The organism is Rufibacter tibetensis, from assembly GCF_001310085.1.
GTDB classification, from domain to species: Bacteria; Bacteroidota; Bacteroidia; order Cytophagales; family Hymenobacteraceae; genus Nibribacter; species Nibribacter tibetensis.
In genome coordinates this window covers 1,588,309-1,609,894 of record NZ_CP012643.1, presented here as the reverse complement: position 1 = coordinate 1,609,894, position 21,586 = coordinate 1,588,309, and the positions used below count along the sequence as shown (strand labels likewise).

Genomic DNA, 21,586 nt, shown 5'->3' with positions numbered 1-21,586 from the left:
CAGGTTATCAAGATTCAGGATTTGCGAAGCCTTAAGAGTAAATTATGGAGAACACAAAGATCACCTTGCTGCATCATCCGTCAGACCCAGTGCTGGAGGCTGATTTGCTAGAAGTTCACCTAGCTTTGACGGAAGCCACCTTGCTGGCGCCGGATAATTTTGAAGAAGTGATCCGGAGATGTGGGGCGGAAGATATAACGGCTTACGGCACTGGTAAAGACGAGGTCCTTTCCTCGGTAGAGGAGTATGTGCGGCTGATCGCCCGCTCCAAGGCGCAGTTACCCCTAGATTTGGCGTATCATTATGAAAACCTGAACATCAGAATCGTTGGGGAGGTGGCGTTGCTGGACGGGGTCACAGAATTAAGCTTTGCTTTGGCAGAAGAGGAACGGGTGCACATGCATGTGCGGCTCACGGCGGCTTATCAACGCAAAGGGCAAAGTTGGAAGGCAATTCATTTCCATTTGTCTTTCCCTTCTTCTGAACAGGCAGAAGGAGAATCCTGGCCCATTGATGCACTAAAAGCTAGAAACCAGGAATTGGAGGAAAAGGTGGCTCAGCGAACCGAAGAGTTGCGGGCTTCACTGGAACAACTGAAAAACACCCAGACCCAACTCATTCAGGCAGAAAAATTGGCTTCCCTGGGCGAGCTCACCGCCGGTATTGCGCACGAGATTCAGAACCCGCTCAACTTCGTCAATAACTTCTCTGAAGTCAACTCTGAACTATTACTTGAATTAAAAGAAGAAATAATAGGAGGCAATGCTGCGGAAGCCCTTATCTTAGTAGAGGATATACACCAGAACATGGGCAAGGTCGTGCATCATGGCCAGCGGGCAGACAGCATTGTGAAAAACATGCTGCAACACGCCCGGCAGCCCAGTGGAGAGAAGGAGTTTGTCAACCTGAACGCCATGGTAGATGAATACCTACGGCTCAGCTACCATGGGTTGCGTGCCAAGGATAAAAGCTTCAATGCCACTATGGAAACCGATTTTGACGAGGCAGTGGGTAAAGTAGAAATGTTGCCGCAGGAGATGGGCCGCGTGCTGCTCAATTTGTTCAACAACGCCTTCTACTCAGTGGTGGAGAAAAGAAGAGTATTGGGCACCGCATTTAAGCCTATCCTTTATGTGGCCACCAGGAAAACAGAGTGCGGCATAGAAATAAAAGTGAAAGACAATGGCATGGGCATACCTGAAGAAGTGCTGGCTAAAATCTACCAGCCTTTCTTCACTACCAAACCCACCGGTGAGGGCACGGGGCTGGGCCTTTCCATGAGCTATGACATTGTCACAAAAGGGCACGGCGGCTCCATGAAGGCCCACACAAAAGAAGGAGAGTACGCCGAGTTTGATATTTTACTGCCCGCGTAACGAATATAACCTTAGACTAGAGAAAGACCAGGCGCATGAACATACTAGTAGTGGATGATGAACAGGACATGCAGCTTCTTTTTGAGCAGCGCTTCCGCAAGGAGATACGGGAAAAGCAGATGCGGTTCGCCTTTGCCAATTCCGGTGAGGAGGCTTTGGCTTACATGCGCGAACACCACCATGAGGCCGTGCTCATTCTCTCCGATATAAACATGCCAGGCATGAGCGGTCTGGACCTGTTGCAGCACATCAAGCAGAAATACGATTCTCCGCCGCCTGTTGTCATGATGGTGACGGCATACGGTGATGAGGAAAACTACAACCAGGCCATGACCTTAGGGGCAAACGACTTTTTGACCAAGCCCTTAGATTTTGCTCTTCTTAAAGACAAACTAAACTTGCAACTCCATGACTAAAATATTGGTAGCCGATGATGAAGTAGACTTGGAGATGCTCATTAAGCAAAAATTCAGAAAACAAATTAGGGAGCAGAAATACGAATTCGTTTTTGCGCTGAACGGAACAGAGGCCCTGGCGAAACTAGAGCAACACCCCGATATCTCCATTTTGCTGAGTGATATTAACATGCCCGAGATGGACGGCTTAAGTTTGTTGAGCAAAATGGCAGAATCTAACCCATTGGTCAAGGCAGTGATGGTGTCGGCCTATGGTGATATGGAGAACATCCGAACGGCCATGAACCGCGGGGCGTTTGACTTCGTCTGCAAGCCTGTGAATTTTCAGGACCTAGAACTCACCATTGAGAAAACCCTGAAGCATGTAAATCAAATCAAAAAAACCTTGCAAGCTGTAAAGGAAAACAGCATCCTGCGCATGTATGTAGACGAAAACGTTCTTAACTTCATGAGCACTCGCGAGTTTGAAACCTCCCTGCTGACCAATGAGACTTTAGAGGTAAGTGTGGCGTTCATTGATATTTGCAGTTTCACCTCTATCAGCGAAAATGAACCCGCCAATGTAGTAGTGCACTTGTTGAATACTTATTTTGATGAAATGGTGAAAGAGATTATTGCCCAAGGAGGCTATATAGACAAGTTTATTGGTGATGCTATCATGGCAGTTTTCAAGGGAGAGTTCCACTTAGATAGGGCGGTAGAAGCTTGCTTGGGGGTGCGCAAGCAAATAGACGATATGCCTGCCCAAGGCGAGCATGGAAATTTTCTACCCAAAGTCTCCATTGGGATCAATAGCGGTGAAGTTATTTCCGGCAATATAGGCTCAGAGACGCTTCGGCGGCTTGATTATACCATCATTGGGGATGTGGTGAACACTGCCCAACGCTTGCAAAGTGTAGCCTTGCCCGGCCAAATCGTCGTAAATGAAAGTTGCTACGAGAAAATCAAGCAATCTTTTAACTGCCAGAAAGTGGGAGAGGTCTCATTTAAAAATAAGGCTGTTTCCTCTGTGATTTATGAAGTGCTCAATTAACAAAATTACTTATAGAGTAAGTAACCATTTAAAGCTCTGCTGAATAGTTAAGAAAAGTATTTTGTCAGATTGCTCAATTAAGCTTTTCTTGGTTTAGAGATATGATTCTGAATCAATAGGGATTTAGGTGAATAGAAAAGTCACTTTTACGGCAACGCTGCATGGCGTACCTTTGCCCCATGAAGCCAAAACCGCTGCCGCTGGAGCCCGGCGACTACTATTTCAACGAGCAGGGGCTCATGGTTTTTACAGAGCAGTACCACCGCCGGCGCGGCTACTGCTGCCAGAGTGGCTGCAAACATTGTCCCTATGGGTACCGGAAAAACGCTGATTCTTCCCCCTCTGATGGAAGCAAAAATGCCGCTGACGCAGGGTAAAACACTTTTTAAGAACATCTTAAAGAAAAAAGTGCGGGGCAAGGGTTGACATTACATAATTTTATGCGGATATTTGCATCCCTTTTGTAATAAACGATACTAACGATACAATGGCACGAGTTTGTGATTTAACCGGTAAAAGAGTGCAGGTGGGTAACCGCGTTTCGCACGCCAACAATAAAACCAAGCGTAAGTTCTACCCTAACTTACAGAAGAAACGTTTCTACATCCCAGAAGAAGATGCTTGGGTTACTTTGAAAGTTTCTACGTCTGCCCTGCGCAACATTACTAAAAACGGTATTTCTGCCGTTTTAAAGAAAGCCAAAGAAGACGGTTATATCGTTTACTAAGCTGCTGCCATGAAGGCTCTGCGACACCTTTGCTTAACATTGCTTGTGTCGCTGCCGATAGGGGTGACCGCACAAAATACTGGCTCGGACAAACCTGCAGATTTCCTGGATAAAGAATTTCACCGGCAACGGAGAGAGGCCCTGCGGCAACAGCTGCCGGCCAACTCCGTTGCCGTTTTGTTTTCTAATCCTTTGAGGAATCGGGCCAATGACGTGGACTTTAACTTCCACCAGCACCCAGACTTTTATTACCTCACCGGCTACCGCGAGCCGAACGCTGTTTTGCTCCTATTTTCGGAACAACACGTCATAAATGGCGTGGCTACTGAAGAAGTGCTCTTCGCGCAACCCCGCAATCCGCAACGCGAGTCCTGGACCGGCAAGCGTCTGGGCGAGGAAGGGGTAAAGCAGCACCTGGGGTTGTCGCATGCGCTGCCCGCTACCGCCTTTGCCAACTTCAAGCTAGACACTGCCGCTTTCCAGCAGATCTTATTTCTGGACTCGCCCTCTGACTTGCGCAACGACCCCGGTGACAGAGCCGATCTCTATGATTTGGTGGCGCAGTTCAAGCAAAAGATAGGATTGCAGTCAGGCCAGGATCTTGCGCACCTGCAGCTATATCAAGTCATTAAGCAGTATGATGCCCAGGGAGGAGAGCGGGTGCAGCAGGAGGTGCAGGCGCAAATGAATACCAATCCAGCTCTCAATAGCAATTCCTTCCTGAAAGCCTATGTAGCGGCGAAAGGTGCTCAGGCAAGGGCCGCGGTGGTGGCCAGCCTGCCTAAAGAGAAGTTTGACCTGACTACTCTTGAAAACATCTTAGCCGGCATGCGCGAGGTGAAATCTCCCGAAGAGTTGAAACTGCTGCGTAAGGCCATTGCCATGTCAGCCATCGGGCAGTTGGAGGTAATGAAAGCCATGCACCCGGGTATGTCAGAGACCGAGGTGCAGGGAATCCATGAGTTTGTCTACAAAAAATACGGCGCAGAGTACGAAGGCTATCCGTCTATTGTGGGCGCGGGCAACAATGGCTGCATTCTGCACTACATCGAGAATGAGAAGCCCCGCCTAGGTAACGACTTAGTCTTGATGGACTTGGGAGCGGAATACCACGGCTACACCGCTGATGTGACCCGTACCATTCCGGCAAACGGAAAATTCACACCAGAGCAAAAGCAAATCTATGAACTAGTGTACGCCGCACAGGAAGCTGGTTTTAGGGAATGTAAGGTAGGAAACGCGTTTGGGGCGCCTAACGCTGCTGCCCAAAAACTAATGGCAGAGGGGTTGGTGAAACTGGGCATCATTCAGAAACCGGAAGAAGCCCGCCGCTACACCATGCACGGTGTTTCGCACTATCTTGGTTTAGATGTGCATGATCCTGGTACCTATGGTCCTTTTAAGCCAAACACGGTCATTACAGTAGAGCCCGGTATTTACATTCCGGAGGGCAGCCCCTGTGATAAGAAGTGGTGGGGCATTGGCGTAAGAATTGAAGACGATGTCCTGATTACGGATAAAGGCTGGGAAAACCTTTCGGTTGGTGCCCCGCGTACCGTGAAGGAGATAGAGGCTACCATGGGCAAGCCAAGCCCGCTGGATAATTTCAAGCTGCCGGTACTGAAATAAGCAGCCTAAAGTTCGTGAGTTGTAGTGTAAATTTTAGGGAGGGATTAACGCCTGATTTTGTAAATCGGGCATGAAAAAGATAGCAGCACGGCTTTGAGTAAGGTATCTTGCTCAGAATGCATGTTGTAAATAGAAAATTGTAGAAAACCATTTGTTAATAAAGGACTAAGCTCGTATATTTGCAGTCCTAAATAAAAATCAACTTCGCGATGGCAAAGAAAGCTAAAGGCAATAGAGTTCAGGTGATTTTGGAGTGCACTGAGCAGAAAAACTCCGGCGTACCTGGCATGTCTCGGTATATCACTACCAAAAACAGAAAGAACACTCCTGAGCGTTTGGAGATGAAGAAGTTCAATCCTTTCATGAAGAAAGTTACCGTACATAAAGAAATTAAATAACCATGGCTAAGAAAGTAGTAGCAACCCTGAAGACCGCAACTGGTAAGGACTGGGCGAAGGTAATCAAAGCGGTAAAGTCTCCTAAGACTGGTGCGTATACCTTCAGAGAAGAAATGGTACCTGTAGATCAAGTACAGGACGCCCTGAAAAAATAATTGCCGATATCGCATTGAAGATATACCTGTAAAAGTCCCTCCATACGCGGGACTTTTTTGGTATATCTTGATTTTTAATAATTCTTACATCCAATAGTACCTTAGAACACTATGGCGCTTTTCGGTTTCTTCAGCAAAGACAAAAAAGAATCTCTGGACAAAGGTCTGGAGAAAACCAAGACCAGCTTCTTTGACCAACTTAGCAAAGCCGTAGTGGGCAAGTCTAAGGTGGATGAAGAGGTATTGGATGAACTGGAGACTGTTTTGGTGCACGCTGATGTGGGAATTGGAACTACTGTCAAAATCATTGACCGCATTGAGAAACGCGTAGCCCGTGACAAATACGTGGGTACCTCAGATCTGGACCGCATCCTGCGGGAAGAGATCATGGACCTAATGGAGGAAAACACAGGAGGCGTAGCCGCCGATTTCACCCTTCCAGACACCGGTGGAAACCCGTACGTGATCATGGTAGTGGGCGTGAACGGAGTAGGTAAAACCACCACCATTGGTAAATTAGCCTCCCAGTTCCATAAAGCCGGCAAAAAGGTAGTTCTGGGCGCTGGTGATACGTTTAGAGCTGCCGCCGTGGATCAGCTTAAGATTTGGGGCGACCGCGTAGGCATACCAGTGATTGACCATGGCATGAACACAGACCCTGCTTCAGTGGCGTATGATGCCGTGAAGAAAGGCGTAGAGATGGGGGCTGATGTGGTGATCATTGACACCGCCGGTCGTCTGCATACCAAAGTTGGTTTAATGAACGAGCTTACCAAGATCAAGCGCGTGATGCAGAAAGTGATTGATGCAGCTCCTCACGAAGTACTATTGGTATTGGACGGTAGTACCGGCCAAAATGCCGTTATCCAAGCCCGTGAGTTCACCAAAGCTACTGAGGTAACTGCCTTAGCGGTGACCAAACTGGACGGAACTGCCAAAGGTGGTGTAATCATTGGCATCTCAGACGAGTTTAAGATTCCGGTGAAGTACATTGGCGTTGGTGAGCGCGTAGAAGATTTGCAGGTGTTTGACAAACGCGAGTTTGTAGATTCCCTATTCTCCAAAAAATAGTAAATGCTGTTTTGAATCTGTTTTAAATGAAATAGGCTAAAAACAGGTGAAGTTCCCTGCTTCAAATATTCAACTTGGAGCCACCTTTGTCACAAGTTTTCAACTTGCTTGATCTAAGAAATAAGAACTAAGAGGCTGATGCCACGCTGAAATTGAAAATTCAGATCATGATAGGTCCAGGTTGAATACTTGAACCAGAAATATAAGGCGCAAAGTAAACCAAACGCCCCGCTTTGGTTGTTGCCTACCATAACACAGATTACCTAAGACAGGCACGTGAAAGTAAGATCCCTTAAACAAGACAAATACAACGTTATCACACTGGGTTGCTCCAAAAACCTGGTAGACTCTGAGGTGCTCATGGGCCAATTGAAAGCCAATGATCGCCAGGTGGTGCACGACTCAGAGAAAGACGACGCTAACATTATTATTGTGAATACCTGCGGCTTCATTGACAATGCCAAGCAGGAATCCATTGATACCATTCTGCGCTACGCCGATGCCAAAGAAGCGGGCGCTATTGATAAACTTTACGTAACCGGTTGCCTTTCTCAGCGCTACAAAGACTCTTTGGAGGCGGAGATCCCGCAGGTAGATGCCTACTTCGGAACCCTGGAGTTGCCTCAGTTGCTGAAAACCCTGGAGGCTGATTACAAGCACGAACTCATTGGCGAGCGTCTGATCACCACGCCAAAGCATTACGCTTACTTCAAGATTGCTGAGGGCTGTAACCGTCCTTGTTCATTTTGCGCTATTCCTTTAATGCGTGGCAAGCACGTAGATCGTCCTATAGACAGTTTGGTGAAGGAAGCCACCCGTCTGGCCAATATGGGCACCAAAGAACTTATTTTAATTGCCCAAGACTTGACGTATTACGGTTTGCAGCACTACGGTGAGCGCAAACTAGCCGAGCTGTTACAGCGTCTCTCAGACGTGAATGGCATTGAGTGGATCAGAATGCAGTACGCCTACCCAAGCCAGTTCCCGATGGATGCCCTGGACGTGATGGTAGAGCGCGAGAACATCTGCAAGTACCTAGACATGCCATTGCAGCACATCTCAGACAACATGCTCAAAACCATGCGCCGCGGTATCTCCAAGCGCCGTACGCTGGAGCTGGTGGACACCATCCGTCAGCGCGTACCGAACATCGCTTTACGCACTACCTTAATTGCTGGTCACCCTGGTGAAACACAGCAGGACTTTGAGGAAATGTACTGCTGGGTGGAGGAAACCCGTTTTGACCGTTTGGGCATCTTCACGTACTCACACGAAGAAAACACACACTCGCACACTTTGGAAGACAATGTGCCGGATGAGGTGAAGCAAGAGCGTGCCGATGCCATTATGGAGCTGCAGCAAGGTATTTCCATGGAGATGAACGAAGAGAAAGTAGGCAACACCTATAAAGTATTGTTCGACCGTAAAGAGAGTGGCTACTTTGTGGGACGTACTCAGTACGATTCCCCGGAAGTAGACAACGAGGTTCTGGTACCAGCCGATAGCACCTACGTACGCTTAGGAGACTTCGCTAACGTAAAAATCACTGATTCCTCAGACTTCGACCTTTACGGCGAAGTAGTTACCAACAACTACGCTCCCGCAGAGAAAGAATCTTCCTCTCTTCATTTATAGACTGTTTTTTAGAAAACAACTCTAAATTAGAAAACAACTCTAAAACAGAGTGATACCATATTAATAGGTCCCGCAAGTTTTACCCTGTGGGACCTATTTGTTTTCAGCAATCAATGGCAGATGGCGTAGACACTCGTAGGACCTTAGGACACTAAGCGGTAGTTTCATTTGGCGGTATTGCGTGGATAGACGGGATATGCCCTGCTTAGAAAGTGTTTAGATGTTCTGGCAATATCCCTATTGGGGCTATCGCCCCACTGAAGTTGCAAACTTCAAGTCAAGATAGGTCCAAGTCGCAGACTTGAACCATGGAGATAGATTGAGAGGAAAATACCCATTTCTACTTTCACCTGTTCCAGTCTTTCTCTTGAGCGCCTCGCTTTTGGCCATAGATAGACTTTAGCTAAGAGGTACAGACAGCCCAGGCCGAAAGGGCAGTGCGAGAGGGGAAGACGGGGCCTCGCGGCCGTGAGCGCTTAGCGGCAACAATGAAAAGAGCCGTACCTGCACTCACCGATGCAGCGGAATTTACAAGGGAGCAGCCTAAGAAAAGCAGAACGCTTGAAAAAGAAAGGCATGATGCAGAAACTTTAGCAAAAGGTTTCCTGCAAGACACCATCCATCACCTACATAGAAACGTACTACGGGTATTATTCTAAAAATAGATTTTACCTTTGCACGGTAAGCGTGCTCAATGCCGCCCTACCTCAGCTATGAAAGTTTCCTGTATTGACTATAGCGCCACCGGTGCCTTTTCCTCTCTTGTGCTGGATTATCTGCAAAAAGATGCCAAACTCCAGCCGTTTTACGCTCATTTTCCCCAAATCAGCTCTTTTTCAACCCTCATCAAAGAGCGTCATTTCCCTGCGGAACAGCGTCAGGTGTTGGTAGACGAACTAAACCGCCAGTACCATGGCGTAGAAGCGTCAGAGGCAGTGCAGGCAAATATTTTAACGCTAGCCCATGAGCAGACCTTTACCATTACCACAGGGCACCAGTTAAATCTTTTTACAGGTCCGCTTTACTTTATTTATAAGATAGTAACAGCCATCAAGTCAGCGCAGGAACTGCAGAAGGCCTATCCAGACCAGAAGTTTGTGCCGGTGTACTGGATGGCCACCGAAGACCATGACTTTGCCGAGGTAAACCATTTCACCCTTTTCGGGAAGAAATACACCTGGGAGAGTGATGCAAAAGGAGCCGTAGGCAGGTTCTCTACCGATGGTCTGAACGAGCTTTTGGACGAGATGCCTGAAAGCTATCCGCTGTTTGAGCAGGCGTACACAGAAAGTGCTACCTTGGCTGAGGCCATGCGCCACATAGTGAACGGCTTGTTTGGTGAATACGGGGTAGTCTGTGTAGACGGAGACAATCCTGCCCTGAAACGCATCTTCAGCCCTGTTATTTTGAAAGAACTAACAGAGCAGGTGGGATATTCAGCCGTTACCGAGACCAATGCTGCCCTGGAAAAACATTACAAACCGCAGGTCATGGTGCGGGAAATTAACCTGTTTTACTTGGACAACAACCTGCGGGAGCGCATTGTGCAGGAAGGAGACACCTACAAAGTGCTCAACACAGAACTGGTTTTTACAAAGGAGCAGATGCTGCAGTTGGTGGAAGAGCAACCTGAGAAGTTCAGCCCGAACGTAGTGCTTCGACCTTTGTACCAGGAAATGGTGTTGCCTAACCTGGCCTATATTGGCGGGGGAGCTGAGGTGGCGTACTGGTTCCAGTTAAAGGACATGTTTGAGGCCTTCGGGGTACCGTACCCAGCGGTAATGTTGCGTAACTCTGCCATGTATGTTACCAAAGCCAATGCCCAGCGCATGGAGAAGTTGTGCCTCACTATAGAAGAAATGTTCTTGGAACTGCCAAGCCTGAAAAAGCGCCTGGCTGAACTCCTGAACCAGAAAGAAGTAAGTTTAGAATCCCAGCGTGCTGCGTTGGAGGAAGCCTTCCAGCAGGTAGAAGCTTTGGCCCAGTCCATTGACCCTACTCTGGTGAAAGCGGTGGGAGCCGAGTCCCAGAAAGCCCAGAACAGCCTGCAGATATTGGAGAAGAAACTGAACAAGGCCGTGGAAAGCAAAAACGACACTGCTTATAACCAGTTGGCTAATTTAAAGGAGAAGCTGTTCCCTACGGGTGTTTTGCAGGAGCGTGTAGACAACCTGCTTACCTACCAGACCAATAACCCGAACTTTATAAAGGAATTAGTGGCAGCCTTTGAGCCTTTTGCGTATTGTTTCACCGTTCTTCAGGAAGAATAAGATGGCCTTGAAAGCAGATCTTCGGAGAGAATACTTGCGCCGCCGCCGGGAAATTGCGCCTGAGGAGATGGAAGCCTGCAGTTACAAAATTGCAGACCTATTCTTCTCCCAATTCGACCTTAGACCGGGTCAAACGGTGCATACGTTTTTGCCCATTAAGCAACAGCAGGAAATCAACACCTGGCCTATTGTGCAACATTTGTGGCAGTTGCAGGTGCAGGTGGCCGTTCCCATCTCTCATGCCGAGGACATTTCTATGTCTCACTTCCTGATTTTTCCTGAAACTCGGTTTATGGAAGGTAGATGGGGCATTCCCGAACCTATCAATGCGCTGCCCATTCCGGAGGCTGAGATTGATTTGGCCTTGGTGCCGTTGCTAGCCTTTGATCTGAAAGGCCACCGAGCTGGTTACGGCAAAGGTTTCTATGATCGTTTTCTTTCTCTTTTGCCTAAAACAACCATAAAAGTGGGGCTTTCTCTGGAGCCTCCGGTTGAGATTATTGATGACGTGCATCCTCATGATTTACCTCTTGATGCGGTAGTCACTCCCACAAAGGTTTACAGGTTTCCAGTTGCAAAGCCTCACACAGATGCTTCTGGCAATCAGTAATGGTGTCCTCTTGAATGAATAAAGAGGAATGGCGTAAATCTATGCCTAGGAAGAAAGCATTTTCTTCAAGTAGGAGATCCTCTCAGTTCGGTTATTGTTCAGAATGACCCTTTTTAAGCAGCAAGCATAAACGTGAGCTGTTCCTTGAATTACTTTGTGTCAGAACATTTGCACACGCTCACTCTCTTTCCGGCTTTTCCTCTGATATAAGCCACGAGCATTCTTGGTTTACTAACAGCATTTAAGCAAAAAACGTCCACGCTCCCTACGGGGTAGGGTAAGATCTCTTTCATTAAGAGGCGCCTCTTTATCCGAACTCTACAAATACTGCCTTCCATAAGGTCATATTTTCTGTTTGCATTGAGTTAGCTGGAATCTCTCTTTTAGGTCAGTTTTTAGAAAAATGGGCTTAAAAGGAGAGTTCGAATCTATTAACAGAAGCAGTATCACTTAATAGAATTAAGTTCTCAGTTCTCAAGCCTTGACTTAAAGAGCGGATGCGTCTCAAAGTGTCAGAATTATATTTTTAGCAAAAGAGCTTCTATTCTGGTAGATGTTTTTATAGAAGTTTTATAAGGTTAAAAGAATGTTAAGAATTATTAGTCTGTTTTTAGGAGATATTTAATTTTTTGAATATAATCAACTAAGAAATTTGACATCCCTCTTTTAACCCCTTCATTATCTATCATCTAACCCCTAAATCTTATCAAAGCATGAAAAAAACTTTACTTCTCTTACTGGTGCTTCTTTCTTCGCTGAGCATGGCCTTTGCGCAGCAACGAGAAATCACCGGCAAGGTAACCGCCTCAGACGATGGCACCGCCTTGCCAGGCGTTAGCGTAGTGGTCAAAGGAACCACGAACGGGATCTCCACAGATGCAGATGGAAACTTCAGATTAAATGTTTCTAACAGTACTAGCGGTGCTGCCCCCGTTTTGGTGGTGAGCTACCTGGGGTACCTGGCCAAAGAAGTGCCAGTAGGGAGCCAAAGCGCTTATGCTATTTCTTTGGATCCAGATGCCAAGTCCTTAGATGAGGTAGTGGTGACGGCCTTGGGTATTCAGCGCAGTGAGCGGTCTTTAGGATATGCAACCCAGGAAGTGAAAGGAGAGAACCTGACCTTTACCAAAGAACAGAACGTGTTAGGCTCTCTGGCTGGTAAAGTAGCGGGGGTGCAGGTAACAGGTTCTTCCGGTGCCAGCATGGGCGGAACTCAAAAGCTGGTGATCAGGGGCGTGAACTCCATCAACGGTTCAAGCCCTCCTTTGCTGGTAGTGGATGGTACGCCTATTGCCAACACCAACTTTGCCGGAGACGCAGGAGCAGATTTCGGGAACCTGGGCCAGGACATCAACCCGGAAGACATTGAGTCGATCAACGTGTTAAAAGGTCCGGCTGCTTCGGCTTTGTATGGTATTCGCGGGCAGTATGGGGTGATAATGATTACCACCAAAAAAGGCGCGAAAGGTGCTAAGAAAGTAACGGTTCAGCTGAACTCTGCTTATTCTATTGAGAAGACGGGCAACTTTATGCCCTTGCAGAATATCTACGGTGGTGGCTCTAAGCAAACTTGGAATACGTTGCCCAATGGCCAGAAAGTGGTGCAATTAGAGGTGGACGAAAGCTGGGGGCCTAAAATGGACGGGACCCCGGTACGGCAGTTCTACAGCTTCTACCCCCAGGACCCTGATTTTGGGAAAGAGACGCCTTTTTTGCCGCACCCAGATAACATCAGAGACTACTATGAGACCGGTTCTAACCTGAACAATGGCGTTACAATCTCTGGCGGCGGGGAGAACACCAACTTCCGGTTAAGCTTCAATGACACCAGAATTGAAGGCGTAGAGCCTAACACCTTCCTGAGAAGAAACAACGTGGGGGTAAGCGCCGGCATTGACATCAGCAAGAAACTGAACGTCTCTACCAACCTCAACATTGCCACCAACAACGCCCGTCGGCCAACCCAAGGTTCTGAGTTTGGCGCCCGCTACACCAACCAGTGGTTCCAGCGGAGCGTGGACATGAACCGCATGCGGAACTACCGCTATGAAGACGGAAGCTTTCTGCAGTGGAACCTGAGAGCCGTGCCGTTAACTGGGGCTAACGCCGGGGTGGTGACCAACTTTAAAGCGCTTTACTGGAACAACCCTTTCTTTGAAGCCTATGAAAACCCGATAGATGATAGCAGAGACCGCCTATTCGGAGATATTGGAGTTACATACCAGGTGCTGCCCGTTTTAAAACTGAGTGGTTTTGTGCGCGGTGATATGTACACCCAGAACATTGAATCCAGAATTAGCTTTGGCGGACAAGAAGCAGTGCCTGCCTATTCCGTAGGGAAGTACCAAGGGCAACAGATGAACTATGAGTTCCTGGCCCAGTTTGACAAAGAGTGGGGTGAGTTCTCTATCAATGCCAACTTAGGAGCTAACCTGTTCACCGACCGATACACCTACTTGAGCATGGCTACCGTAGGTGGTCTTTCAGCGCCGGGCTTCTACAACATTGACGCCTCCATTGACCGCCCGGCTACCTCTTCTTACTTGCATAGAAAAGAAGTGCGCAGTGCCTACGCCATGGTGTCACTGGGGTACAAAGACACCTACTTCCTTGATGCCTCTTTGAGAAACGATAACTCCTCGGCCTTGCCGCCAGAGAATAATTCTTACTATTATCCGTCTCTTTCTGGGTCTTTCGTATTCAGCGAGTTATTGGACTGGAACCCGCTTTCTTTAGGTAAACTGAGAGTGAGTTACGCCCAGGCCGGTTCTGATCTTGCTCCATACCAAACTACTTCCTTCTACAACGTAGGAACCGTTTACGCTGGTACTACCAATGTGAACACACTGGCCGTACCAGATAACCTGAACAACCCATTGATTGAACCGTCTTTCGCCCATTCGTATGAAGCGGGTATGGACCTGAAGTTCTTCCAGAACCGGTTAGGGTTGGATATGACCTTCTACCGTCAGAAGAACGTGAACCAGATCATTCCGCTGCAGGTCTCTGGTACCAGCGGGTATGCTTCCACTACTATTAACGCCGGATTAATTGAGAACAAAGGGTTTGAGCTGGCTTTGTCAGGTACACCCATAGATAAGAGCTTTATCACTTGGAACTCTACCTTCAACATTGCCAGAAACAGAAGCAAAGTGGTAGAACTAGCGCCGGGCATCAATGTGTACAACCACTACTCCACTACCTACTCTGCCACTACCAGTTATTTGAACTCGTATGTTGGGCAGGAATTTGGAGCATTGGTGGGCCAGACCTACCAGCGCGATGAGGCTACCGGTAAAATCCTGTTGAATGCCAGCGGAATTCCTCTTTTTACGGCAGCTACCCACAATTTTGGAAGCGTGCTTCCAGATTTCACGGGTGGTTTCCAGAATTCAGTGCGTTTATGGAAGTTTGATGTGTCTGCCATGATTGATTACCAGGTGGGCGGACAGTTCTTCAGCAGATCTAAGATGCTGGCCATGAGAACCGGTCAGGCGGCAGAGACCGCTGCGCTGAATGACAACGGCAAGAACGTACGCGACCCCGTTTCTGAAGGCGGCGGTGTGAAAGTAAACGGCATCTATGGCCCAGGAACGCCTAAGGCCGGTCAGGAAGTAACCCTTTATGTGAACCCTCAAACCTACTACGGAACTGTAGCCAGACGTATTTATGATGATTGGTTATATGATGCCTCTTACGTGAAACTGAGAGAGGTTCGCATTGGCTACACGCTGGACAAAGCAATGCTGGGCAAGCTTCCTTTTGAAAGAGTTGGGCTGGCGCTCATCTCCCGTAACGTAGCCCAACTATGGCAGAAAGCGCCTAAGGGATTAGATCCTGCAGAACTCTCCTCCGGCGGCCAGGCCATTAGCTGGTATGAGTCAGGTCAGTTGCCTACGGTGCGTTCTTATGGGGTTAATCTTAACATCACTTTTTAATCTGAATCACAATGAAGAAGTTATATATCATTCTTTTGGCGGGGCTGCTTCTGGGGAGTTGCAACAATTTTGATGAAGATCTCAACATCACGCCAAACTCACCCAGCACGGCATCTGGCATGCAGCTGTTGGCCAATGCCATGCTATCTCTTCCGGGATTAAGTTCTTCACCGCAGGGCGAGTTCATGGCGCAGTACCTGGCCGAGACCCAGTACCCAACGGCTTCGCTTTACCCTACTGGAGGTACTAGCTTTTATGGCTTATACCAGGGACCATTGATGAACATTGAAGAGGCGCTTAATTCAAAGGACTTAAGTGCTCTCCAGGGCCCGGTTGTAAACCAATTGGCTGTTGCCAAAATTCTGAAAGCGTATTATTTCTGGCATATCACAGATAGATGGGGCGATGTACCATACACCGAAGCTTTAAAAGGTAACAAAGGGTTCACTCCTAAATATGACACGCAAGAGTCTATCTACAACAGCTTGTTCGTGCTGTTGAAAGAAGCCAATGACCAGATTGTGCCCGGCAATGTCACCAATGACATCATCTACAACGGTGACATGACCAAGTGGAAGAAGCTGGCCAACACCATCAGGTTGTTGATGGCCCTACGCATTTCCAAAGTAGACCCTAACAAAGGAAGAACGGAGTTCAACGCGGCCTTAACAGATGGCATCATGGCCAGCAATGCAGATAGCTTCGTGTTTAGACACCTAGCCGATGCAAACAACCAAAACTACTGGTACGGGGAAGTGAACAGAGGCCGTGAGTGGTGGGCCTTGACCAAAACGTTGGTAGACTACCTGAAACCAGTGGCTGACCCAAGGTTACCTGTCTTCGGACAGCCAACAAGAACTTCGGGGGACTATATTGGTTTGCCGTTTGGTACCACGGTCGGAATGCCTAACGTGGCGGGTTACTCGTTGTTAGGAACCGCCATCTACGCGCAAAACGCCACCATCTACCTGGTGACCTATCCGCAGGCCCTGTTTGCGAGAGCGGAAGCTGCTAAACTAGGCTGGATCCCGGGCGGAGACGTTGAAGCGAAAACCAACTACGAAGCAGCCGTACGCAACTCGGTGATTCAATGGACGGTAAGCCCTACGGTGACCACTGCCGCTGCTACGGCCAATGCCAATACACTGTTAACGAAGCCCGGAATAGCCTATGACCCAGCCAATGCCCTGCAGCAGATTGGGACCCAACGTTGGATCCACCTGTTCATGCACGGCTATGAAGGCTGGGCGGAGTGGAGGAGAACGGGTTATCCAAACAACCTGATTCCTTCGGGCGGAAACAACGTGCCCACAAGACAGATGTACCCGTCAGATGAGTCTTTCCTGAACGCCACCGGCTACAGCGCCGCAGTGCAGCGTTTGAATGGAGGAGACACTCTGTACGGGAAAGTTTGGTGGGATGTAGACTAATTTTCCCAAACACATATAAATAGAAAAGGCCGGTTGTTTACCGGCCTTTTTTGTAGAAACCCTCCAAAGCAGGGTGACCCGTTCCTGGGTAGTTTGCTACTGTTCTTCAAAAAAGGCCAGCAAAGCGCCGGCGTAACTTTCGTCCCAGCCTTCGGTGATATCTGTATAAGCTTCGTCTGGAATGTTGGTTTGTTTGACCTCCATGGAGCAGCCCTGCTTGTGCGGGTGTAGCTTGATGGTGACAATGGAGTCTTCGGGTTCACCTTCAAAATACCACTGCTGCACTATCTTTTTGTTTTCCTCAAACTCCAGGTTCTTACCCACAATGCTGTCTCCCCAAAGTGAGAACTCAGTACCAGGTTCTGTAGACATTTCGGCAGGTTCACCGGTCCAGATTTCCATGGTGATGGGGTTGGTGAGGGCTATATATACTTCCTCTGGGGTAGCCGGCAGGAGGTAATACTTCTTGAATTCTTTCATAATAATAGTAGTGGTAGAGGTGTTAGAGAGAAGGTAAAATGGGTACAGTTAGGCTGGTGCTTTCTGCTTCTACTTTATTTCTGTGATGTCGCCCGTGGGCGATATTTTGAATCGTTTGCGGGTAACGGTCAGCTTTCTGGTATTGGGTATTTCATTGTATTCGGCATCAAACTTCCAACGGGTGGTGCTGTCCAGGTGGACAATGGTGAAGTCTTTCTGGATGGTGTACTGTTCGCTGTGCTTGAACCCGGGCTCCTCGCCGCAAGGATTGACTTTAAGGTTCTGCTCGTCCAGTTGAACTCCTTTCTGATTGTACGTCCTGATTCTGGGTACCGTCTCATCGGCGGGGAAGAGCAGGAGCAGGGCGCTTACATTCCCACTGATGGCAAGCCGGCGATAAGGAAGCTCGTGCGGTTTTAAGTAGGCGCTGGCAGCCGTGGTGTCTAACCTGGGGCCCAAAACATACTCAAACGAGCAGGTAGCTTTAAAAGGCAAAGACAAGACGGGCAGTTCAGAAACGAAGCTGCTAAAAGAAACGGCAGGTGGCGCATCTATCACCGCTTCTACCGAAGGATTGGTCTCATACTGGGCGGTATTGTCTCTGGAGCAGGATACACAAAAGAGCAGAGAAAGCCACAAACAGGGCAGAAGTTTCTTCATAGACGCTGTATACGGAAAAGAATATATAAAAGAATTGACCGAAAGAGGGAAGAGGTTGCACACAGAGAAATTTCAGCCAAACTTGAATGGGCTTTTGGGCTTGTTTTCTGAAGAAGAGGTCATAAATAGAAGCGAAGAACAATGCTGGACGCTGTATCATGATAGAGGCATGAAAAAAAGCCGCAGTCAGGTGAATGACTGCGGCTTTTGATTTACAACTATAACAGAATATCTATTCTTCGTCTTCAGGAGTGGCGGTGCGGCCCTGAGGCTTCTTGTTGTTCTGCTCGGTTTCTTTGTTGATCTCCGTGATGTCTACGGTTTGGGAGAAGTCACCTAGCAGGTGTTTAGAGAAGTAGTCAGCGGTCATCCAGAAAGAGTACTCTGTCATATCACCGTAGCCGTGGCGTTGGCCAGGCATGATTACCAGGTCAAACCGTTTGTTGGCTTTGATCAGGGCGTCTGCCATTCTGATGGTGTTGGCCGGGTGCACGTTGTTGTCTACGTCACCATGAGTAAGCAGCAAGTGTCCTTTCAGGTTCTTAGCCAAATCTGGGTTCTTGTCAATGGAGTACTGGAAGGTGGTATCGCCTTTGGCGGTGATCACCTCTTTTACGCCGTGGTGTTTCTCAGACCACCAGCGGTTGTAAATGTTGTTCTCGTGGTTACCAGCGCCAGAAACCGCCACTTTAAAAAAGTCTGGGTACACCAACATGGCAGCCGTAGACATGAACCCTCCACCAGAGTGGCCGGTAATGCCTACTCTGTCAATATCAATGAAGTCATGTCTGTCTGCCAGTTGCTCCACGGTGGCTTTCTTATCGGCTAGGCCGTAGTCGCGCAGGTTGCCGTAGCCGTAGGTGTGGTACCACTTGGAGCGGGCCGGGTGACCACCACGGTTACCAACGGTGATCACAATGAAGCCCATTTGCGCCAACCGGTCCATACGGTCCATGCTCCGGCCGAAGGCTTTGTTCACGGCTTCAGTTTGTGGGCCCGGATAGATGTACTCTATGATGGGGTATTTCTTGGTAGAGTCAAAGTCAAAAGGTTTGTACATGACACCGTATAGATCGGTCACACCGTCATCCGCTTTCACTTTAAATGGCTCAGGGAATTTGTAACCGGCAGCCATTAAGCTAGACAAATCAGCGGTTTCCAGGTCCATTACTTTCTTGCCGTTGCTGTTATACAGCACCGATTTAGGCACGGTGTTCACGCGCGACGAGGTATTCACAAAGAACGTGCGGCTGTCGTTCATGCTGGACTGGTGGTCAAAGTTGCCGGGGTTCAACAGCTTCAGGCCAGAACCGTCAAAGTTCACGCGGTACAGGTGCAGGTAGTAAGGATCTTCCTTGGCTTCTCGGCCGTTGGCGGTGAAATAAAGCACACGGGCTTTGTCATCAATGCCTACAATCTCTTCGCAGTGGAAAGCGCCCTTGGTAATTTGGTTTTTCAGTTTACCGTTACGGTCATACAGATAGAAATGCGCCCAACCGTCACGCTCAGACCAGTGGATCAATTCGTTGCCGCCGTTCACCAGGCCTACGCGGCTTACCTCCACGTACGTGTTGAAACGCTCGTCAATCAATGGTTTCACAGTCCCTGATGGAACATCTATTGACAACACGTCAATTCTTTTCAGGTCACGGCTGGTGCGGGTGAAGTAGATGGTGTTGTTGTCCCCGTGCCAAAGGTTAGCGCGGAACTCATCATCACGGGAGCTTTGCTTGGCGGGAGCCGGCCACACAGAGATTTCCTGGTCTTTGAAGGCGGTGGCGTTAATTTTCTTAGCTGTTTTGTCAGCTAAGTTAAACAGCAGCAACTCTCTGATAGGAGCCTCTTTCTCGCCAGGCATCTGGTACTTGTAAGTTTCCAGCGCCGGACGTCCAGCAGCGGTGTTGTGCAACACCCACAGGTCTTTCACCTTGCGAGCATCGGTGCGGGTCATGATGAAGTGCTTAGAGTCCGGCGACCACATGATGAAAGCGGGCTTGCGGTTCTTCTTGTTTTTCTCCCGCTCCACGTTGGTTTCCCCGTTGGTATCACCGTACGTGTAGTGCTCCACACCATCAGTGGTGAATTTAGTTTCTACAATGGTAGAGTCTTTCTCGTTCTTAAGGGCTTTCTCGTAGTTGGCGCGGTCCATCCAATAGAGGTTGTGCTCCTTGGCGAACACCACAAACTTCTGGTCTGGTGAGATAGAGGCCCAGGTAGGTTTACGCTTCGGCTTGTTGAACTCCTTTAGTTCGGTGAGTTTACGGGTAGCCAGGTTGTACTGGAAGTAAAAGACCTTCTTCTCCAGTGAGTCGGCGGCCTTTTTATCAACGCGGTCTTTCTTTACCTGGTCAATGGTGCTTTTCACCTCAAACTGCACGTTCTTCTCGTCTTCAGTAAACTTAAGGTTCTCCAGTGGAAGTTGCTGCGCATCAAACGGGTCGCGTACCACCAGGGTAATGTCGGCGGCCAGTTGATCTGTGTTGAAGATGGCTTGCTTTGATTTCTTAGCCGGATCTACAATGTACCAGTTCTTGCCGTTGGTGGTCTCATACATGTACCAGAACCGGTCTGTATGCTTTAACCAATGCGGATCAAGGCTGGTGGTGAAAATAAGCTTTTCTAGTTTTTTAGGGGAGAAACGGGAGGCCAGCCGGTAATTGGCTTTCGTGGGCGACGTAGTTTGCGCCTGTCCTCCCAGGCTTACCAACAGAAAGGCAGCCAGAAAGTAAAGAATTCTCATGTAAGAGGTTTTGTTTGTGTGTTTTGGAAGCTTGAAGATACGAAACTTAGGGTTGTTGTTAATGGAATTAGGAAGGCTGATCTACGCTTTTCACTTCTTTATAAAGCGTTTACTTTCACCTGGGAAAATTCCCCCTTTGTAGAATCAGATGGACGAGACGCTTTTATCTTCTTTTGCTGAAAACAGCCCTAAAAGGCGTTACAAAGATTTCACCCCCCGTGTCATCTCCCTTTTGCCGGGTGGGCCAGGCAGCGCTTCCACGGTAAAGCCGGCGGCTTTCAGGCTGCGTTTGAAGCTTCCTTTGGCGCAGTAGGTGACCAGTGTGCCGCCAGGAGCCAGGCAATCATACATCTTTTGGAAGATGGCGTCAGTCCACAAATGAGGTTGTTTCTCCGGGGCGAAGGCATCAAAGTAGATGAGGTCATAGCTTTCCGGGGCAGGAGCAAAGGCTTCCAAATCCGTTTCCAGCTTACGAAGGGTGAAATGAGGGGAAATGGAAACGGGTTGCTCCCACGGGGCATCGTGAAGGGGCTTGAAGAAGTCAAGCAACTCAGGGTTGAGGATGAACTTGTCAAACTGCAGTTGGGCTACCACCTCGGGCGTAAGCGGGAACTTCTCCAGGGTGTCGTAGTACACATCAGCGCCGGAGGCGAGGACATGCTGCAAGGTGAGTAGGGCATTCAAACCGGTACCGAAGCCCACCTCCAGCAGGCGCACCGTAGTCAAGCGTTCCAGAGCAGCCTGTAAGCCCATTTTGATGAACACGTGCAAAGACTCCTGCAGCGCCCCGTGTACCGAGTGGTAATGCTCGTTCAACTCTGGGACAAATAGGGTAGTGGAGCCGTCTTTGGTTTGCCTTACTTCAAGATTCATACAGCAAAGGTAGAGGTATGAATCAAGAATCAGAAACAGGCAAAGACAGAGGTGGCGCTACCGTGAAGTAGACCTCTGTTTTAATCTATGGTTAGGTGAAAGAAAGGCGTTTAGCGCCCCTTTTTTGAAAAGAAATCAATAACTC

General features: G+C 48.5%; 18 protein-coding genes. 14 read left to right on the top strand and 4 right to left on the bottom strand.

Going from position 1 to position 21,586, the window contains the following annotated elements:
- Positions 1 to 44 precede the first annotated feature (44 nt).
- The 14 genes from DC20_RS06225 to DC20_RS06165 all read left to right on the top strand — a co-directional run bounded on the left by DC20_RS06225 (position 45) and on the right by DC20_RS06165 (position 16,688).
- Positions 45 to 1,376 (top strand): sensor histidine kinase, encoded by a 1,332-nt coding sequence (locus DC20_RS06225; protein ID WP_062543035.1) that lies wholly within the window; start codon positions 45 to 47, stop codon positions 1,374 to 1,376.
- Between the two features lie 35 nt (positions 1,377 to 1,411).
- Entirely contained in the window at positions 1,412 to 1,792 is a 381-nt protein-coding gene (locus DC20_RS06220) for a response regulator (protein WP_062543034.1), read from the top strand.
- Positions 1,785 to 2,825 carry an adenylate/guanylate cyclase domain-containing protein gene (locus DC20_RS06215; RefSeq protein ID WP_062543033.1) on the top strand — a complete coding sequence of 347 codons (1,041 nt, stop codon included), beginning with the start codon at positions 1,785 to 1,787 and terminating at the stop codon, positions 2,823 to 2,825. The genes DC20_RS06220 and DC20_RS06215 overlap by 8 nt, the downstream gene beginning before the upstream one ends.
- Before the next feature lie 179 nt (positions 2,826 to 3,004).
- Complete coding sequence (locus tag DC20_RS06210; protein WP_062545836.1) at positions 3,005 to 3,202, top strand: DUF5522 domain-containing protein; 198 nt, start codon at positions 3,005 to 3,007, stop codon at positions 3,200 to 3,202.
- 110 nt (positions 3,203 to 3,312) lie between these two features.
- Positions 3,313 to 3,552, top strand: a complete 240-nt coding sequence (rpmB, locus tag DC20_RS06205) for a 50S ribosomal protein L28 (RefSeq protein WP_062543032.1) — start codon at positions 3,313 to 3,315, stop codon at positions 3,550 to 3,552.
- Positions 3,553 to 3,597: 45 nt separating this feature from the next.
- Positions 3,598 to 5,181, top strand: a complete 1,584-nt coding sequence (locus tag DC20_RS06200) for an aminopeptidase P N-terminal domain-containing protein (protein ID WP_245652308.1) — start codon at positions 3,598 to 3,600, stop codon at positions 5,179 to 5,181.
- Positions 5,182 to 5,390: 209 nt separating this feature from the next.
- On the top strand, positions 5,391 to 5,579 hold the full coding sequence (gene rpmG / locus DC20_RS06195) for a 50S ribosomal protein L33 (protein ID WP_062543030.1): 189 nt from the start codon (positions 5,391 to 5,393) through the stop codon (positions 5,577 to 5,579).
- Between the two features lie 2 nt (positions 5,580 to 5,581).
- Complete coding sequence (locus DC20_RS22310) at positions 5,582 to 5,734, top strand: DUF4295 domain-containing protein (RefSeq protein ID WP_071885388.1); 153 nt, start codon at positions 5,582 to 5,584, stop codon at positions 5,732 to 5,734.
- 111 nt (positions 5,735 to 5,845) lie between these two features.
- A complete protein-coding gene (gene ftsY / locus DC20_RS06190; protein WP_062543029.1) occupies positions 5,846 to 6,805 on the top strand; it encodes a signal recognition particle-docking protein FtsY in 960 nt (319 codons plus the stop codon).
- A gap of 276 nt (positions 6,806 to 7,081) precedes the next feature.
- Positions 7,082 to 8,440, top strand: coding sequence for a 30S ribosomal protein S12 methylthiotransferase RimO (gene rimO, locus DC20_RS06185; RefSeq protein WP_062543028.1), 1,359 nt, complete (start codon positions 7,082 to 7,084; stop codon positions 8,438 to 8,440).
- A 713-nt stretch (positions 8,441 to 9,153) separates the two neighbouring features.
- Positions 9,154 to 10,710, top strand: a complete 1,557-nt coding sequence (bshC, locus tag DC20_RS06180) for a bacillithiol biosynthesis cysteine-adding enzyme BshC (RefSeq protein ID WP_062543027.1) — start codon at positions 9,154 to 9,156, stop codon at positions 10,708 to 10,710.
- 1 nt (position 10,711) lies between these two features.
- Positions 10,712 to 11,320 (top strand): 5-formyltetrahydrofolate cyclo-ligase, encoded by a 609-nt coding sequence (locus DC20_RS06175; protein WP_062543026.1) that lies wholly within the window; start codon positions 10,712 to 10,714, stop codon positions 11,318 to 11,320.
- A gap of 713 nt (positions 11,321 to 12,033) precedes the next feature.
- On the top strand, positions 12,034 to 15,258 hold the full coding sequence (locus tag DC20_RS06170) for a SusC/RagA family TonB-linked outer membrane protein (protein ID WP_062543025.1): 3,225 nt from the start codon (positions 12,034 to 12,036) through the stop codon (positions 15,256 to 15,258).
- An 11-nt stretch (positions 15,259 to 15,269) separates the two neighbouring features.
- Complete coding sequence (locus DC20_RS06165) at positions 15,270 to 16,688, top strand: SusD/RagB family nutrient-binding outer membrane lipoprotein (protein WP_062543024.1); 1,419 nt, start codon at positions 15,270 to 15,272, stop codon at positions 16,686 to 16,688.
- 96 nt (positions 16,689 to 16,784) lie between these two features.
- Here the strand turns inward: DC20_RS06165 and DC20_RS06160 are convergent, their stop codons facing one another.
- The 4 genes from DC20_RS06160 to mnmD form a co-directional block, all read right to left on the bottom strand.
- Positions 16,785 to 17,168 carry an SRPBCC domain-containing protein gene (locus tag DC20_RS06160; protein WP_062543023.1) on the bottom strand — a complete coding sequence of 128 codons (384 nt, stop codon included), beginning with the start codon at positions 17,166 to 17,168 and terminating at the stop codon, positions 16,785 to 16,787.
- A 69-nt stretch (positions 17,169 to 17,237) separates the two neighbouring features.
- Entirely contained in the window at positions 17,238 to 17,828 is a 591-nt protein-coding gene (locus DC20_RS06155) for a hypothetical protein (protein WP_062543022.1), read from the bottom strand.
- A 232-nt stretch (positions 17,829 to 18,060) separates the two neighbouring features.
- A complete protein-coding gene (locus tag DC20_RS06150) occupies positions 18,061 to 20,568 on the bottom strand; it encodes a S9 family peptidase (RefSeq protein ID WP_062543021.1) in 2,508 nt (835 codons plus the stop codon).
- A gap of 198 nt (positions 20,569 to 20,766) precedes the next feature.
- The gene (mnmD, locus tag DC20_RS06145; protein WP_062543020.1) at positions 20,767 to 21,441 is read right to left on the bottom strand and encodes a tRNA (5-methylaminomethyl-2-thiouridine)(34)-methyltransferase MnmD; all 675 of its coding nucleotides are present in this window, start codon (positions 21,439 to 21,441) and stop codon (positions 20,767 to 20,769) included.
- Between the last annotated feature and the right edge of the window lie 145 nt (positions 21,442 to 21,586).